16 protein-coding genes and 1 other annotated feature are annotated in these 17,317 nt (G+C 38.0%); of the genes, 4 read left to right on the top strand and 12 right to left on the bottom strand.

Annotation, left to right across the window (positions count from 1 at the left end; translation table 11 throughout):
• The first annotated feature begins 73 nt into the window (after window positions 1–73).
• On the top strand, window positions 74–964 hold the full coding sequence (locus JOC83_RS04650) for a hypothetical protein (protein WP_205184385.1): 891 nt from the start codon (window positions 74–76) through the stop codon (window positions 962–964).
• 687 nt (window positions 965–1,651) lie between these two features.
• Here JOC83_RS04650 and JOC83_RS04645 read toward each other — a convergent pair.
• From JOC83_RS04645 to proB, 5 genes are all read right to left on the bottom strand, one after another.
• Complete coding sequence (locus JOC83_RS04645; RefSeq protein WP_205184382.1) at window positions 1,652–1,981, bottom strand: hypothetical protein; 330 nt, start codon at window positions 1,979–1,981, stop codon at window positions 1,652–1,654.
• A gap of 119 nt (window positions 1,982–2,100) precedes the next feature.
• Window positions 2,101–2,217, bottom strand: a complete 117-nt coding sequence (locus JOC83_RS20310) for a hypothetical protein (RefSeq protein ID WP_378912588.1) — start codon at window positions 2,215–2,217, stop codon at window positions 2,101–2,103.
• Window positions 2,190–2,456: a recombinase family protein gene (locus tag JOC83_RS20305; protein WP_205184380.1), complete on the bottom strand. Its 267-nt coding sequence runs from the start codon at window positions 2,454–2,456 to the stop codon at window positions 2,190–2,192. Before JOC83_RS20305 ends, JOC83_RS20310 begins: the two co-directional genes overlap by 28 nt.
• A 178-nt stretch (window positions 2,457–2,634) precedes the next feature.
• The gene (locus tag JOC83_RS04635) at window positions 2,635–3,876 is read right to left on the bottom strand and encodes a glutamate-5-semialdehyde dehydrogenase (RefSeq protein WP_205184377.1); all 1,242 of its coding nucleotides are present in this window, start codon (window positions 3,874–3,876) and stop codon (window positions 2,635–2,637) included.
• Window positions 3,877–3,878: 2 nt separating this feature from the next.
• Complete coding sequence (proB, locus tag JOC83_RS04630; protein ID WP_205184374.1) at window positions 3,879–4,997, bottom strand: glutamate 5-kinase; 1,119 nt, start codon at window positions 4,995–4,997, stop codon at window positions 3,879–3,881.
• A gap of 59 nt (window positions 4,998–5,056) precedes the next feature.
• Window positions 5,057–5,262, bottom strand: a binding site (T-box leader).
• Window positions 5,263–5,505: 243 nt separating this feature from the next.
• Between proB and JOC83_RS04625 the strand changes: the two genes are divergently transcribed.
• The gene (locus JOC83_RS04625) at window positions 5,506–5,817 is read left to right on the top strand and encodes a hypothetical protein (RefSeq protein ID WP_205184371.1); all 312 of its coding nucleotides are present in this window, start codon (window positions 5,506–5,508) and stop codon (window positions 5,815–5,817) included.
• 141 nt (window positions 5,818–5,958) lie between these two features.
• On the opposite strand, the gene desA is transcribed toward JOC83_RS04625, so the two are convergent.
• Entirely contained in the window at window positions 5,959–6,963 is a 1,005-nt protein-coding gene (desA, locus tag JOC83_RS04620; RefSeq protein WP_205184368.1) for a Delta(5) desaturase DesA, read from the bottom strand.
• A gap of 376 nt (window positions 6,964–7,339) precedes the next feature.
• Between desA and JOC83_RS04615 the strand changes: the two genes are divergently transcribed.
• Entirely contained in the window at window positions 7,340–8,134 is a 795-nt protein-coding gene (locus JOC83_RS04615) for a putative hydro-lyase (protein ID WP_205184364.1), read from the top strand.
• A gap of 132 nt (window positions 8,135–8,266) precedes the next feature.
• Window positions 8,267–8,551, top strand: a complete 285-nt coding sequence (locus JOC83_RS04610) for a hypothetical protein (RefSeq protein ID WP_205184361.1) — start codon at window positions 8,267–8,269, stop codon at window positions 8,549–8,551.
• Between the two features lie 38 nt (window positions 8,552–8,589).
• Here JOC83_RS04610 and JOC83_RS04605 read toward each other — a convergent pair whose 3' ends face one another.
• From JOC83_RS04605 to JOC83_RS04580, 6 genes are all read right to left on the bottom strand, one after another.
• Complete coding sequence (locus JOC83_RS04605; RefSeq protein WP_205184358.1) at window positions 8,590–9,102, bottom strand: DUF1963 domain-containing protein; 513 nt, start codon at window positions 9,100–9,102, stop codon at window positions 8,590–8,592.
• Between the two features lie 116 nt (window positions 9,103–9,218).
• A complete protein-coding gene (locus JOC83_RS04600; RefSeq protein WP_205184355.1) occupies window positions 9,219–9,989 on the bottom strand; it encodes a class I SAM-dependent methyltransferase in 771 nt (256 codons plus the stop codon).
• Window positions 9,990–10,367: 378 nt separating this feature from the next.
• On the bottom strand, window positions 10,368–12,959 hold the full coding sequence (locus JOC83_RS04595) for a polynucleotide kinase-phosphatase (RefSeq protein WP_205184352.1): 2,592 nt from the start codon (window positions 12,957–12,959) through the stop codon (window positions 10,368–10,370).
• Window positions 12,956–14,320: a 3' terminal RNA ribose 2'-O-methyltransferase Hen1 gene (locus JOC83_RS04590; RefSeq protein WP_205184349.1), complete on the bottom strand. Its 1,365-nt coding sequence runs from the start codon at window positions 14,318–14,320 to the stop codon at window positions 12,956–12,958. The genes JOC83_RS04595 and JOC83_RS04590 overlap by 4 nt, the downstream gene beginning before the upstream one ends.
• Window positions 14,321–14,445: 125 nt before the next feature.
• Window positions 14,446–15,672, bottom strand: coding sequence for a DUF819 family protein (locus JOC83_RS04585; protein WP_205184346.1), 1,227 nt, complete (start codon window positions 15,670–15,672; stop codon window positions 14,446–14,448).
• Between the two features lie 79 nt (window positions 15,673–15,751).
• Window positions 15,752–17,230, bottom strand: a complete 1,479-nt coding sequence (locus JOC83_RS04580) for a flavin monoamine oxidase family protein (RefSeq protein ID WP_205184343.1) — start codon at window positions 17,228–17,230, stop codon at window positions 15,752–15,754.
• Window positions 17,231–17,317: the final 87 nt, after the last annotated feature.

The raw sequence follows: 17,317 nt of genomic DNA, 5'->3' as shown, positions 1-17,317 counted from the left end.
CAAACACCCTCCACTTAATTTTACATATGATAATTTGTATTTCTTAGCTACAACTTGATAGGAGGTTATATTTATGTATAATAACTACGGTTTCCCAAATTATTACCTATGTCCTTATTACAATAGCACCCCGTATTACCTTGATAATAGAAATTACTATGCTAATCCATATAATTATGTTACTCCACAATACAATCAGTATCATCATTACTACAGTAATCCAACGAATGTATCATTTCGAGTAGACCAATTAGGTACAAGATGGGTAGGACAAGAAAAACAATGGAAATGGACATGGACACGTAGAGGAAATTCCAATGTTTTTGATGCAGTATATACGCACCCGCACGACAACCCTATCTATGCCACTATCTTTATTACACTTAACGGCAATCAAGTGACTGCACAGAGACGACAAGCAAACGAAGGTGGCGATTGTGATTACGTAGGTGTAATCCAAGGAAATTCTGTTTCAGGTACGTATACATGCCAGCAAGGAACTGGTACTGTATGGTCTGCTATTATTGAAGGTGGTACAACAGGCGGTACAACAGGCGGTACAACAGGTGGTACAACAGGCGGTACAACAGGTGGTACAACAGGTGGTACTGAAGTAAGTTCAAAACCATTCGATATTAACGTCCCTGTATTCGGACCATTGGGATTTACAGTAAGAGGTAAAATTCTTCGTGGAGGTCAGCAGTTACAGCTTCAAGCATTAGTATTTGACAATGTAGTAGTAGATACAACAATGCCAATGCCTGCTGGCCAATTACCACCATTCCAAGATGAGTATACAATACCTGTCTATGGTGTTCCAACAAAAGTAAAATGGAAGTTGATTATCGGGACAGATTTAAGTCGAAGAGAATTATATTACCGTTTCGAAGCAAGATACCTTGGAAAGACTTTAAGAATACCAGGACCAGGAAATAATGATGTGACTAAAATTGCCTCGTGGTAAAGCAACTTTAGTAAGAAACAGAATAATATTAGCGTTGTGACTAACTATTTAGAAACCCATTAAATTCAAAGGTCTTTAGTTGGTTAAAATATCATGTGATTAACAAATATCCCAAAATCCGTACAGGGTCCCACAGGTTAATCCCTAAACTTATGACTTTAAAGAAAACCAGCGGTATCAAGAGTTTTATAGTTGGTAAAAAACCCCTTTTAAAAACTACCTTTAAATGAGGGTTCGTTGGTAAACTAGTAAGAGAAGAAGTAAAGATAATAAATTATAAATAACTGCTATAACAGTAATAAAGAATATGACTTCGCCAGTTCGGAACTAAAGTTCCTCTCCAAATAACTAATGATAGCTATAGACAGGAATTATAGTTATTAGTTAAAGAATTGCACGAACGAACGAACGAAGTGAATGAGTGACGAAGTCAATCTTTTGTTCTTAATAACCTTATATAAATAAAGGCTGACCTTTGCCTTTTCCCTCTAACGGCTTTTAGCTGTTAGGGGTTTTTCTTTTTGTTTAAATAAAAAAGAGAATCAACAATGATTATCCCTACTTGTAAATTATGTTCATATCGGGAGATTCCGCACCTTTTTTGTAAGACCATAATACACCACTAATCAAAACATGCAATAAACGATTTACTTTTTCATCTGAATAGCCTTCACCGTCCAGAAAATTCTATTTACCTATAAGACTATCAATTGCCTTAATTTGTTCCTGTACAGTTTTAATTTTAGCCGTTTTACCTGCCCTCTCTAGTGTCAATATTTCTTCTATTAGCTTTATTTCTTCTTGTCTTTTAGATTTTCTCTGTCTGTACTCAACAATATCATATTCGCCTTCTTCAAAAAGAAAATTGATGTTGTCTAAAGCCTTTTTAGACTTATTTAATCTGCTACTTAACTTTTTCATTTTATATTCAGTATTGTCTTCCTGTTTACCTTCTTCTAATATTTCTAGTGCTTTTATGAGGCTGTCCTTATGTCTTATTACTTCCTCCTTAATCAAAGTTAAAACAGAATTATAATAAAAGCTTCTGTTACCGCATTGACAATGTTTAATATAAAACTTGTCGATATGTGGGTGATAGTTACAACCTTGTACTTTCCCACAATTCGCACAGTATATCAAATTACTTGTTGGATATATCCTCTCGGGGCTTTAAATGAATACTCATTGACCACTTTATTAGCTATTTCCCATATATTTTGATCAACTATAGGTGGGTGTGCATTATGAACAATAATCCACTCTTCTTTTGGTCGAAGATTTTAGAGTATCTATCAATTGTTCTATTACTAATGATTGTCCCTTTGCATGCTTCGTTAGTGATAATTCGTTGGATACTATTGTACTTAAAGTCATATCCTTGCCTTGTCTTCATCTCCATACTTTTAAGCTTCCTTAATAAGTCAGGTATAGTAGTACCTTTAACTACTTCTGCAAATATATATTTAATATCTTCAGAACGTTCATTAGGCACAAGCTTCTTAGTTTTCGAATCTTTATCATACCCTAGTGGTGCGAGAAGGAATGCATAGAAGAAGGTCTATGCTAACGGTAAAAGAAAGAGACTTGTTTCATCCTTACCTAACATGGAACGAGTCTCTACTCTTGATCAATCGGAGATAAAATAAGAGTTTTGTCCCTTATTCATCTCTTTATTTTCTAATTTGACCTGTCCCTCTGACAATCGCTTTTGTCGTTGTAATCGCTCTTAGTCCCATCGGTCCTCTTGCGTGTAGCTTTTGTGTACTAATGCCAATCTCGGCTCCGTAACCAAATTGTTCACCATCTGTAAAGCGAGTAGATGCGTTATGATATAGGACCGCAGCATCAACTGCTTGGAAAAACAGGCTTACGTTTTGGCCTTCCTCACTAACAATTGCTTCTGAATGCTTCGTTCCATACTGATCAATGTGCACAATGGCCTCTTTTACATTTTGTACAAGCTTGACCGCTAAAATCGGTGCTAAAAATTCTGTCTGCCAATCTTCGTTTGTTACTTGTTTCATAAACGAATAAGTTGACACTAAGCTTTCATCTCCACGTAGCTCGACTCCTTGCTCATGAAGTGCATGCAGCAGGATAGAAATATGAGGCCACTCTTTATGAATTAAGACCGTTTCCACCGCATTACAAACCGATGGGCGGTGTGTTTTTGCATTGATGACAATGTCAATTGCCATTTGTTTTTGTGCCGTTTCATCCACAAAAATGTGACAGTTTCCTACACCTGTCTCTAAGACGGGGACCGTTGCATGTTGAACAACGGATTGAATGAGCCCGGCTCCGCCGCGTGGAATGAGTACATCTAAATATTCATTTAGCTTAAACATATCCGCTGCTGTTTCACGACTTGTGTCTTCTAATAATTGAACCGCATCCGCTGGAATGGCTGAATCAGTTAATGCTTCTCTCATGACATGAACGAGCGCTTTATTTGAATGAAGTGCCGATGAGCTTCCTCGTAAAAGCACCGCATTTCCAGCTTTTAAACACAGACTCCCTGCATCAACGGTCACATTCGGACGTGCTTCATACACCATTCCAACCACACCAAGCGGCACACGAATTGTTTGAATATGTAACCCGTTTGGTCGTTCCCAAGCCTCAATCTCTTCTCCAATTGGATCTTCTAATTCCATTAGCTGACGAATGCCCTCAACAATTTGTTCCACTCGATCCTCGGTTAATAGTAAGCGATCTAAAAGGGCTGGAGAAAAGCCATTTTGTTCACCTTGTTTAATGTCTTTTTCATTTTCAGCAACAATCCATGCTTTTTCGTTTAAAAGACGATCTGCCATTTTCGCTAACGCTTCATTCTTTTCTTCCGTTGTTAGCATGCTTAATGTTTTGGCTGCTTGCTGTAACTTCTTTGCTTTTTGAATTAACTCACTCATCTTCATACACGCTCCTTTTCAACCGTCACCCAATTGTCTCGATGAATGACTTCTGCACGTTGATTAATTGAATAGCTTTTCGCTTGCTCACTAGGTAATCCTTTCACTTTTTGAAGGTCCTCGGACGAATAATGAATTTGTCCTTTTCCAATCATTTGTCCTTTTTGATTTCGAACGACGACCACGTCTAATGCATTAAACGTACCCATAACGGTTGTAATGCCAACTGGAAGCAAGCTTTTTCCGTTTTGAATGAGCGCTTTTTCAGCTCCTTCATCGATTTCAATGACACCTGCTACTTGAGAATGATGAGCAATCCACTGCTTTTTCATTTGCATCTGTGTTTGGAAAGGCCCTCCTATATAGGTTCCGTCTCCTTTACCAGCTAACATATCGACAAGCTTTTCCTTGCCTTCTCCTTTTCCAACAAATACGCTCACTCCGAGTGAAAGGGCTTTTTTAGCAGCAAGAAGCTTTGATTTCATTCCACCTGTTCCAACAGAAGAACCACTGTCACCTGCGACCCCTAACAATTCATCAGTTACCGTTGGAATGAAATGATATTTTTTTGCGCTTTTTGAAACGGTTGGATTACCATCATACAGGCCGTTAATGTCGGTTAAAATAATGAGCGCATTCGCATGTAAAAAGCCACTTACAAGTGCTGATAGCATATCGTTATCGCCAAACGTTAATTCTTCGATAGAGACCGAGTCATTCTCATTAATAATGGGTAGCATGCCGCGATCAAGTAGCTCTGACATTGCTGAATAAAGATTGCGAAAGCGTTCTTGGCTGTAAAAGTCCTCACGCGTTAATAACATTTGAGCAGGTACAATGCTGTATTCGCTAAAAAGCGAAAGATATCCTTGCATTAATAATCCTTGTCCGACTGCTGCTGCTGCTTGCTTGCCAGCCACTGTTTTAGGGCGCGTTGGATAACCGAGTGAACCAAATCCTGCCGCAACTGCACCAGACGAGATTAGAATGACTTCGTGACCTTGTTGTTTTAAAAACGCAAGCGCTTCTACATGATCACGCATCTTTTGTTCAGATAATGCCCCTGAATCGTTTGTTAACGAACTACTTCCAATTTTGACGACAATGCGTTGTTTTTTCATTCTCTTCGTACCTTTCTTTATCTGTTTCTAAAATAAAAAAACGACTTCTCCATCCTTGTAAAAAGGACGGAAAAATCGTTCCGCGGTACCACCTTCATTGATGCTAAAGCATCCACTTTGTTCCTGTAACGAAGGAAGACGGCTTATGTTTTCATAAGCGGTATGACAAGGTAGGTTCAATCTGCTTTCTGTGAGAAACCTTTCAGCCGATGGGTTTCACTCTCTATCACATTCCCTAGATTTACTAATCCTCTACCGTTTTTTAGTTCTAATTTTTTTGATATTATCCTTTGAAAAAGGATGATTGTCAAGAAGGAATTTTTTTAAAGCACTTATTCTTTCTTCCTTACTATATTCTTTCTTGCCATCTTCTAGACCTGCTTCTGCAATGGTAAGCCTTTTTATGCTATTTTTACATTTTTAGGCACCCACCCAAACAAATAATAGGCATCTACATAACATATAGGGTATTTACACTACGCTGACATAGGAGAAGGAGGGATTACACATGAATCCATATTATCTTTATAATGGATATGCTCCCCAACAAATACCATATATGAATTATGATTATATGACAGAATATGTACCGCATCAAAATCAGTCTGAAGCAGAGCGCCAACAGCTTCTTTATTATGGCGGCCTTGAAAGACGTGTAAGAAACTTAGAGAGACAAACTGAATTACAAGCTCAAGAAATTACGCGATTAAACCGAGTTGTAGAGCGCCATACAAATCGATTAAATCGATTGAATCGACGACTACGCACAGTTGAGAGAACATTAAACATCATCATTTCTTCGTCTGACGATGACTTTTAATGCCGCATAAAACCTCTTATATGGAATTCGATTAGATCAATAAGAATTGCTCCATTACCTAAAAATCACAGAAGTGCAAAAAGCCTTGCCCTCTCTATCCATAATGTGAATGGATGTTGTAGGCAAGGCTTCTTTTATTCTTTATATCGTTGTACTTAGTTTCTTTAATTCTTTAAAACTAACAAACCTTCTGTTACGCTCATCCCACAAGCGGAACTTCATTGCTTTTAAACTTGACCAAATCGTAATCGTTGTCACATTTTGAAGCGCAGGTGTGTTTTCATGAACAGCTTCTAAATAATAGTTCGGTACACGAGGATTTAAATGGTGAACGTGATGAAATCCAATATTACCTGTTAACCATTGAATGATTTTTGGCAACTTATAATATGAGCTTCCATCGACAGCTGCCTTTACATAATCCCACTCTTCTTCTTTTACAAAATAGCTATCTTCAAATTGATGCTGCACATAAAATAGCCAAATGCCTGCTGCACCTGAGAAATAAAAGATTGGAAGTTGAACGAGTAAAAAGGCTTTCCAACCAATTAACCAACAAAGCAACGCAATAATCCCTACAATTGCCATATTGGTCATATACGTATTGATGCGTTCCTTTGCTGGTGCACCTTTACGATTAAAGCGATTTTCAATTAAGATTGAGTAAAATGGCCCGAACAAAAAGAGAACGAATGGATTACGGTATAAACGATAAGCAAGACGTTGCCAAAACGATTGAGCTAAATATTCGTCGACTGTCAAAATCCAAATATCACCTGTCCCACGCTTATTTAAATTACTGCTTGTCGCATGATGAATGGAGTGACTTCTCTTCCATTGATAATAAGGGTGAAAGGTTAACACGCCTGTAATTGTTCCAACAATTCGATTGACTTTTGAATGTTTAAAAAATGACTCATGACAACAATCATGAAAGATGATAAAGATTCGAATCGTAAAACCTGCAGCTATAATCGTTAAAGGTAACGTTAGAAAATACGAGATAGCTAAGCTTTCATACGCTAAATACCAAAGTGCTACAAACGGAATAACTGTATTGCATAGTTGTCGTATACTTGCTTTTAGATCTGATTTTGTATAAGGCGCAATTTCCTTATTTAAGTTCCTCTGCTTTTCGTTACGCATAAGTTCCTCCTGAACGTCTCTTTACTAATAAGAGGCACCAATAAAGTGCTAATATTTTTATCACTGAACACTTTTCAAATTCCAAATTCCCTTCTTCATAAAAGCTACCTGTCAATTTAGTACTTGGTAACAACCATGTAATCACTCACATCTTAATCATACAAGTTTATAGCGGTTACTGCCACTATTTTTTTAGTAGTAGGTCATAAAAAAATAAATGTTCACTTGTTGTTCACGAATTGTTCGTATTAAAAAAGCGAACATATTCATTCATAATCTTTCTAATTTACTTGTTATCCCTTTAAAAAAGACGATATTTTTTGTAAATTAGAAGAAGTAAGACTTTTTCAAACTACTAAAAGGTGGCGTGATATTTATGAAGACAATGAGTCGAAAACTCAATCTTGTCGAGTTACGAAGTCTAATTCGAAGAAATCAATTTACTCAGTCAACCTCGGGGTTTGCACCAGGACACACGCAAGTAAACCTCGTTATTTTACCAAAAGCCTATGCATATGACTTTTTATTGTTTTGTCAGCGAAATCCTAAATCGTGTCCACTTATTGAAGTAACAGACATAGGTTCACCTGTTCCAAAGCTTACAACACCACATGCGGATTTACGGTTTGATTTACCAAAATATCGCATTTATAAAAAAGGCATACTCGCCGAAGAAGTCCATGATATTGAAGCGTACTGGCAAGAAGATCTCGTGTCGTTCTTAATTGGCTGTAGCTTTACATTTGAGCAAGCGTTAATCGATAATGGTCTCTCCATTCGACATATTGAAGAAGATCGCAATGTCCCAATGTATATAACGAATATCCCTTGTGAACCAGCAGGCGCTTTTCAAGGAAATCTCGTGGTGAGCATGCGTCCGTTTTTAGCAGCAGATGCCATCCGTGCAGTAGAAGTTACTTCTCGATTCCCATCTGTTCACGGATCACCTGTTCATATTGGAAATCCTGAACAAATTGGTATTCACAATTTATCTCAACCTGATTTCGGAGATACCGTTACATTGAAGGACGGTGAAATCCCTGTATTTTGGGCATGCGGCGTAACCCCACAATCCGTGGCGATGTCGAGTAAGCCAGACTTAATGATTACGCACGCACCAGGACATATGTTGATTACAGATGTGAAAGATAGTCACTATTCAATTTTGTAAAAAAAGCTACTTATCACTATTTGAATCGTGATAAGTAGCTTTTCTTTTTACCTCACATTCTGTAAAGTCAACTCTTCACATATTCCTTTTTCTCTCCGCATACCTTTTAAAAGGAAAAAAGGAGATGATGCGATGACATCCAACGTTTTGAAGTGGGTAGCAGGTGGGTTGGAAGCATTGTGGGGACTTCCGATTATTGGAGGAACACTAGTTGTAAGTCTTTTATGGACGCCACTATTGTTCATGCTCGCCCTCCACATCGTTGGCCTTGTATTTGCCATACGTGCTGGTAAAAAGCCAAATGGACATGTTGTAGGAATAATTGCTTCATGTCTCGGTTGGATCCCTGTTGTCGGTATGATTATGCATATTTTGACCGCTATCTTTTTAATGGTTGAGGCTGGTAAAAATGAATAAAAAAAACAGGATACCTATGTTGGTATCCCTCTTTCTTCTTAATAGCAATCCCAATTATATAGTACATTTGTAAAGTTTCTGCTTTTTAAATCCTCTTGAGTAATGAAGAAGTTTGCCACTCCGCTGTCACCCCAAATGATTGCATCGTCATCTGAATCAATTTGCAGCAGCATCACGCTGTGGCCCTTATATTTCTTACCATAACTACGCGGATCTTGTTGGGTGAAAAATCCATATCCACCTATCTTAGAACCATCTCCACTAAAAGCTTCCTCATAAACATCCCATAGCACTAAATCCTCACTCACTGATTCGTCAAAATCAATAGGTAATGGTTCTGATTGAAAGTCAGTCATTGATACCGGTTCTTCATCCATTTTAAATGACAGCTTCATCTCATGTTGAATTGGAAAAGAATCCAAATCTAGCTCATCCATAAAAGAAAAATCATTCATTAGCTTAGACAAATCTGTTATTACCTCTGAGTGATAGATAACGCGAAAATTGGCTTGCTTTGTTGGGATATCGAAGTCTAATCCTACCCATTCCACTTCTTCATCGCTTATTTAGCTTTTCATGACGAGTCTTGACATACAACACTCGTTTAGAAAAGGGTCTATCAATCAAAAAAGCTGCACCCCCAGTACGCGGAGCAGCCTTTACTTTACTATTTTTTTCTTGCCACGAATAATGCTGATTCTCCTTGAAAAGATTGAACGCGTTCATTTTTTAGCTTAATGGAAAATTGCTTCATCATCTCTTTTGAAGCAGAAATCATGTCTTGATTCAATTTTTCTTTTTCTTTAAGAGGTAATCCCATCATGTCCCACCATTGGTCGAACATAAATGTTTTTTCAAACGTCATCATTGATTCAATTCGAAACCCTTCTTTTTCGAGCTTAGCCATCCATTCTGTTTTCTTGAGCGCTCGATAATGACTTGGGTCTCGCTTTTTTTCGACCATATTATAAAACTGATCGTACTCATCCTGTTCTGGAGCCACATTATCGATAAGGATAAATAATCCTCCAGCCATTGTTACCCGATGTGCTTCTTGAATAAACAGATTAACATTCGGAAAATGATGAGGAGCAATACGGCATGTGACTGTATGAAAATGCTCATCTGAAAAAGGAAGTGATTCCGCATCTCCCTGTACAAAATTCACGTTTTGATAGCCGTTACCCTCAATAAATTCTTTCGCTTTTTCAAGCATCTTAGGTGTTAAATCTAACGCTGTCACTGTTTCATAAAAAGGAGCTATTGCGTTGGCTACATGCCCGCCACCTGTTGCAATATCAAGGGCTTGTTCCCCACTTTGTCCTTTTACAATTTCTGTCAAAATAGCTAAATCTGCTCCCTTTGCATGTCCATGACTGGTTACATACTTCCCTGCATTTTTGCCGAATTGATGAAGGACATTCTCTTTCTCATTCATGTTCCTCTCTCCTCACATTGAACAGACATTGAGTACTACACATCTTATTTTAATCTATTACCAATCAGCTACAAACTATTTCGTAAAAAAGACCTGTTTTCAACATAGCTATCGCGTTAAAGAACTATTCATCTCTTTTTAAAAGAAAAATTTGACCCTGTTGTCACTCATATTTCAAAAACATTTGTTTCATCAGCTTATTAAAAAACAACGACCTCTATCTAAATGTACGAGGTCGTTGTTTCCTACTACTACAAACTCATGTAATTTTCTCGTTGTGATGTATCGGTTATCTATGAAGGCCAATTCATAAAAAACAGCTGTCTCGATTAGAGGACGTTTGACTCTACTTAAGACAGCTGCTTCATTCTTTTATTCTTACAATCTTGGATCCACTTTATCTGACTCTAACGCTAATGTGGCCAGTACACACTCATGTACACGCTCAATGGATTCACCATTTACAAAACGACGAATCCCTTCAATTCCTAATGCAAATTCGTTTAAGGCAAGCCTTTGCTTTTTACCTGTATGACGCGCTTTTAGTCGAGCCAAATTTTCTTCCTGTAAATAATCCATCCCATAAATGATATGTAGATATTTACGACCTCTCACTTTTATCGCTGGTTGAACTAGTTTTCCTTTGCTTCTTACAATGAAGGACTGCGGTTTAACGACAATGCCTTCATGACCTTCAGAAGTCATGTCTTCCCACCACTGAATGACCTCAGCTTCACTTGCTTCATCATGGATAATCTTATAATCGGTTTCAACAAATAGATCGGAACATTGTGCAAACTCTCGATTTTTATCCATATGCCACATATGAGATTGATTAAAAAACGTTTCGTTACTATGAGCTAGCACATGGAAAGGTGCAATTTGAATATGACTTATTTCTTGAATATCCCAACAATAATGTTGAAACACCTCTTTAAACGTTTGTGCATTTTCTAGCTTTTGTTCATACTCATTCAACCATTCAAGCAACCTCTCATGCTGATGAACAGTTGCTTGAATTTTTTCTTTTATCTTTGTGCGGTCTAATAAAGCATTTTCTGCTACATGTGCGTATTGATTACTAATTAGCTCTTTTGCTTTTAAATTCCAAGGCATGATTTCTGCGTCTAGTAGCACATAATCGGTGTCATATTTGTCAAAGTACGCATGTGCATGTAAATCTTCATTTAACTGTTGAACCATCTTCGTTTCTGTTTCTTCATCAAAAAAGCGTCTACCCGTTCGCGTGTAAACAACACCTAACGTTTCAGTACCTACATGCTTTTTTGCAGCCTCTTTGCTTTTAAATAAAAACAAAACAGCTCGACTTCCCATGTGCTTCTTCTGCGCTACCATCGTTGTGACACCATGACTTCGATAATACTCGACTGCTTCTTTCGGGTGTTCTAGGTAATCTGGAAGCTCTGATGTCTTCGGTGTCGGGCTCATCGTCGGTGGGATATATAAAAGCTGTTCAATCGGAATCGTAAAATGAGAAACCGTATCAATGGCAGATTTAACAACAGATGATTCAACGTGAATGTCTCCTGCTTCTTCTGTTAACACCGAATAACCATTAATGAACGTTGCAATGTTTGGTGGATTTAAGCGCTCCTTATCCCATTTTTTTAGCGGATTATCTTCAACTTGCGCGTAATCATGCTGCGCTTTTACCGATAGGAACGTTTTTTCAGGGTATCGAAAAGCTGTTAAGCTACCTCCGAACACAGCCCCTTGATCAATATTAATTGTTTGATTAATGATGAGCGGCTGCGGCTTTGGATCATGCCCCCATACAATAAGTGCACTTGTTTGATGATGAACAAACCAGTCTTTTCTGATAGGCTTTCCTACCTCATCTACTCCATCTGTATCACCGTAACGGCAAAAGTCACTAATCTCATGTGATTGCTTTCCGATGTATTCGTCTTTTATTCCCGCATGAGTACAAATGAGCGTTTGTACTCCGTTTTTGGTAAACACATAATGAGATGGTGCTTTCAGTAAAAATTGCTTTAATTCTCGCTTTAACTCTGCTGCTTTTTCGCTTCCATGTTCTTCTTCATATTGCTCAAACTCTTCCGCTACTTTTTCATCACCATGATGTAACGTCACGTTTCGTCCATCTAGCCACCTAGCAATCTTCCAACCGTGATTACTATCAATCATATACGCCAGATTCGCTTGAACGTGATGATAGAAAAACTGCATCGCTTTAAGTGATTTTGGCCCTCGGCTCATGACATCACCGATTGACACGAATTTTCGTCCTTCAGGATGAGTGTATAATCCTTCGTTGTTTTTCTCATATCCTAACTTCTCTAAAAGTACGATCATCTCATCATAGCAACCATGAATGTCTCCTATGATGTCAATGCCTTGCCCTACGTCTTGCTGTAGAGGATGAGCGCGACGAATCAATTCAACTTCTTCTCCATCAGAAATGACATACACGTCTTTGTAGCCTTCTTTTTTAATAAAGCGCTTTTCACGTTTAAATACTTGATATTGTTGTTTAATTCGTCGGTTTCCACGTGGGTTATCACGCTGTGCATCTCGCTCGACTAATACATGCTGGGCAATATCGAAAACAACTGCCACAATCGGCACACTATGTTTTCTCGCTAACTTACTATATCTCTTTCGATCGTCTGGATGAAGATGTGTGGCATCGACAACCGTTAATTTATTTAACCGGCATCTTGCCTCAATGACCGCATCCATCATGACAAATGCTTCTTTTGAAATGAGGTGATATTCATCATACAAACCATCTGCTTCATCTTTTGGTCGGTCACGCCAGTCAATGAATTCTTTATCACTGACGACAACGCGATACTCATCTGAGCTAACGACTTCCGACTTCTTTAACTGATTTTTCTCCATCATGTTCGCTAGAAAGGTTGTTTTCCCACTATTGGATGGACCTATGAGTAAAACGATTCCAGCATAAGGTAATGATAGTTTCATGACCTAACTTCCTTTCTTACAAAGATGCACATTTGCGTTGGATAACCATGCTCTTCATGTACGTCTCCAATCCCCTCAATTTGTACGTCATATGGATGATTTTCTATTTGGCTTGCGCACCAGGTTTCAAATTCGCTTCTTGTCCATTCAAAACGATGATCGTGATGACGCATGTGCTCCACCATGTCATAGACATCGTTATATTCTTTATTTGGCGTTGTAACAATTAATACGCGCGGCTTGTATTGTCCTAAAATCGTGTCCATGATTTTAGGCAAACGACGTTCCTCAATGTGTTCAATGACTTCACAAAGAATCATCACATCTTTTTCTTTTAAGCGCTCATCATAGTAAAAAAGTGAACCCCATAATGGTGTTGGCGTCACAAATGTTGACTTGGATGCTGCCTTCTCAAATCGTTCAATTGCCTGAAGAGTGGCATACTCAGATGGCTCAACAGCTAAAATGTCAGTTACACCTTCTACAAATCCTAACTGAACAGAAAGCTTTCCTTCACCCGAACCAAAGTCAACAATTGATTGACGCGTTGGAAGAGAACGAACGGTTTCAACAACCTTTTCATAGCGCAAATCATTTAGCCGAACCTTTTTCGCTGTTTCTGCTTCATTTTTTGTCGATGCCTTTTCTTTTTCACTCTCTACCTGACTATAAATCTCTTTAAAACGAAGCGCTTGACGAAGGATAAACGCCTTTAGTGGATGATGATCTAACCATCCGTCTCCATATCGTTCGAGCTTCTCTATTTCTTTTTCATCAATGTAATAATGTTTATAGTTATCCATTACAGGAATTAACACAAACAGCTGTCTGAGCGCTTGCTGTAACGTGGTTGTTCCTTTTAATGTTAAATATCTTGCCGTACTTTTGGCTTTTACATGAAACGAGTAATCAATCTCTGGTCGAGAGATGGTGATGTCATATCCAATTGGTTCAAATAAATCTCTCACTTGTTGATCTGATAATGACGACACAACCGGCCCTAACTCAAATTCAAATGAAAAAGGATGAGAGACCCATTTCATATATTCTTCCTTTGGTTGTCCATTTAATGCCGTGCCTAAAGCAGTTCGAATAAACGAACAAAAAATACTGCTTACCGCAAACTCTCGATCATTTATATAATGTGTAATGTCATAGGCTTGAGCACTATTTTTCACAATCTCTAGCGGATCAGGTGTGACAAACATCGTCACCTCTACCTCTTGTTCTTCAAATCGACTATAAAATAAGCGCACAAGGTGCCCTTTTTGATTTCGTTCATACACGTTCGCTGGATTTTTTGATAATAAATACGAAACCGCTTTCACGTTGTCTCCTGTTGCACGAATCGTTAACTGCATACGAACGCTCCTTTCTACTAATTCCAACTATCACACTAACTATAGCATACAATTTCTCTTTCATAATGAATAATTCAATAGGACAAACAAAAAAGCCTAGAGTACTACCTCTAGACTTTTCTACCTTACAGTAAACTCGAAAACCAAAAGCCAAGTATCGTTCCAACGTAGTTTCCGATAATATAACCAAATGTTCCAACAACTAAAATTGGACCGACTAAGTCTTTCCAACCTTTCGCAATCGCTAAAGCAGCAGCCGTTGTGGGCCCTCCGACATTTGCATTACTTGCAACAATAATTTCCTCAAGATCAGACTTCAACAGCTTTCCGCCAATAAATGAAAACAACATATTCATCACGACAATAATGAAGACAAATAACAACAGTAAAGGTGCATTTTCTAAAATAAGTGGAATTGATGCTGGAATTCCAATGACAACAAAGAAAAGGTAAATCAAATATGTACCCATCTCTTGACTACCGTTAATTTTCTCGAAATAGGCAGGAAAGAATGCGAGTAATCCTAGTGTGACGGTTGTTAGCATTAAATATTTATCTCCTAGAAAACCGTTTACGATATTCATTACAATGGAGACATCTTCTCCAGATGGAATAATCGTATCGAAAAATTGTGCAACTTTGAATGATATGATTACAAGTAAAAAAGCCGTTCCAACAGCAAGTGCCATGTCTTTTAGAGAAATATCTTTCCGCTTCCAAAAGCTTTCTGCAAGTGTTTTTCCTTTCTCTGCTGCTCCTCTTTGTTCTACTTCTGTAATGTGCGGAATTGGATACCGTTTTCGAAAGAATGCGAGTGCTGGTATTGTCATTAAAAGAACAAAATAAACAGCCATCATCAAATTATCTGCAACAACAGCTGCTGAAACGAGCTCACCTGGTGTTTCAAATTTTGCGGACATGGCTGCAAAATTCACGCCTCCACCAATATACGACGCACTCATCATCGCCCCTATTTTTTCAAGATGAGGAATGTGAGCTTTTAATAAAAAGAAACTAATGATTGTGCCTGCGACTGTTCCAATCGAGCTAATTAAGAAAAGAATAAGCAGCTTTCCACTCTCTTTCCATACTTTCTTAATATTTACGTGAAACAAAAGCAACGGAATGGCTAAAGGTACAACCACTCCCCAAATGGAATCATACACCGTCGACTCGGTTGGAATCACTCCCGTATTCGATAGAATCATAGCCCCAACTAATGCAATGATGGCTCCTGATATTTTTGAAGCCCATTGATATCGCTGCTCCAAGAAAATGCTAACAGAGGCCCACACGACAATAATCCCCCATAGCGTCAACGTATCATCTGCGTGAATCAGTGTTGAACTCAATACGCTCTCTCCTTTCTTTATTTGTTACACCTTTTATTATACAAAATATTCTGAATAAAAAGTTGATTATTTTCCACTTTTATACTTTTTCATTCACTTCTCTTGCCACTCGAATACCTGATTCAATCGCTCCTTGAATCCAACCTGGTAAGGATGACGTATGTTCTCCTGCAAAATGAATGTGACCTTCAGGAGTAGCAAGTGATGGCCCTAGTTCTTTCATTTGCTCTGGTTTAAACATCGAGAAGCCACCAACATACGGGTACTGCGACCAAATATGAGAAGCCCCTGTGATAAATTCCTGATAAATGTCTGGTCCATGAATGGTAGCAATATTATCAAGTGCATTTCGGATTCGATCTTCTTCGGTTAAACTATCCCAAATGAGTGCATCATCTTCCCATGTATAACTAGCAAGGAGAATACCTGATCCTGTTGTTCCCGTTACATGGCTTGGATAATAAGCGCTACGAATCGGTAAGTCTGTAATTAAGCTTCCACTTGTAATACCTTGCTTTTCCCAGAATTTCGTTTTAAATTGAAGTCCTATTTTAGTAGAAGGTACATAATGAAGTTCTCGAATGGCTTTTCTTTTATTATGAGAAATGGAATCGTAAGGATCAACTTCAATAAAGTTCATACCTGAAAACGGTATCGTCACAATGACGATATCCCCCTCAATTTGAAACTTTCGGAAGCTTTGAGTGTGAACCGAATGAACAATAGCCTTCTTTTCTTCTTGCACAATTTTCGTTACTCGTTGAGAAAAAAAGAGATGCTCTTTTAACTGAGGTAAAAATGATTCCGGAAGCTGGCTACTTCCTCCTCTAACTTGAAAAAATTTTAGATTAGGAATAGAAAGAACCATAATTTCTTTTAAAATACCTAAGAAAGACAATTCGGCGAACCCTTCAAAATTAACGATCACTTTAATCATTTCAATTGCACCCGTTGAGAGTGTACGTCCAAATGGGTTATATCGTAAATAGCTACCCATTGAATAACAATCAAAATCGTCAATGACTTTCGGCCAATTCTCTTCAGGATTTTGATTAATAAAGTTCGTAATTGGTTCAATCGCCCAATTTAGCAGTTCTTCTGCCGTTTTTCCCTTTTCATGTTCGTCTACAGGATAGTTAAAGATATCAGGATTTTTTTCATATTCTCCATAGGTTGTCTTCACACCATTTATATACATGATGTCATGAGGTGTTCGATTAATGAATGGATCAAGAGGAAGATTAAATTTCTTTATATACGCAAGAGCTAACTCATGAGATTCTGGGATACGCATCGCTCCCACATCTAAATATAAACCATCGATAAATGGTGCCTTTTCTGTAAAGATTCGCCCTCCCACTCGATTCGTTGCCTCTAATACTGTCACTTCATGTCCTGCATCTTTTAAAAGAGAAGCCGCAACCAAACCAGCTATACCGGCACCAATGATTATGATATTTTTGGAAGGCTTCCCTTTTTCCAATCCATTATAAATGATTTGAAGGAGTTCGTTACTTTGAGTTGCCTTTATTCTCACGTAATTTCCCCTCACTTTCATCGATTATCCAACTCATTTTATTCTAAAAGCACCATCAATAGAACGATTGATACATGAATCTACTGATTAAAACGATAACGTTAGTGT

This window comes from Priestia iocasae, assembly GCF_016909075.1.
GTDB lineage: Bacteria > Bacillota > Bacilli > Bacillales > Bacillaceae_H > Priestia > Priestia iocasae.
The sequence above is the reverse complement of the archived record's forward strand: the minus strand, read 5'-3'. Positions and strand labels throughout refer to the sequence as shown.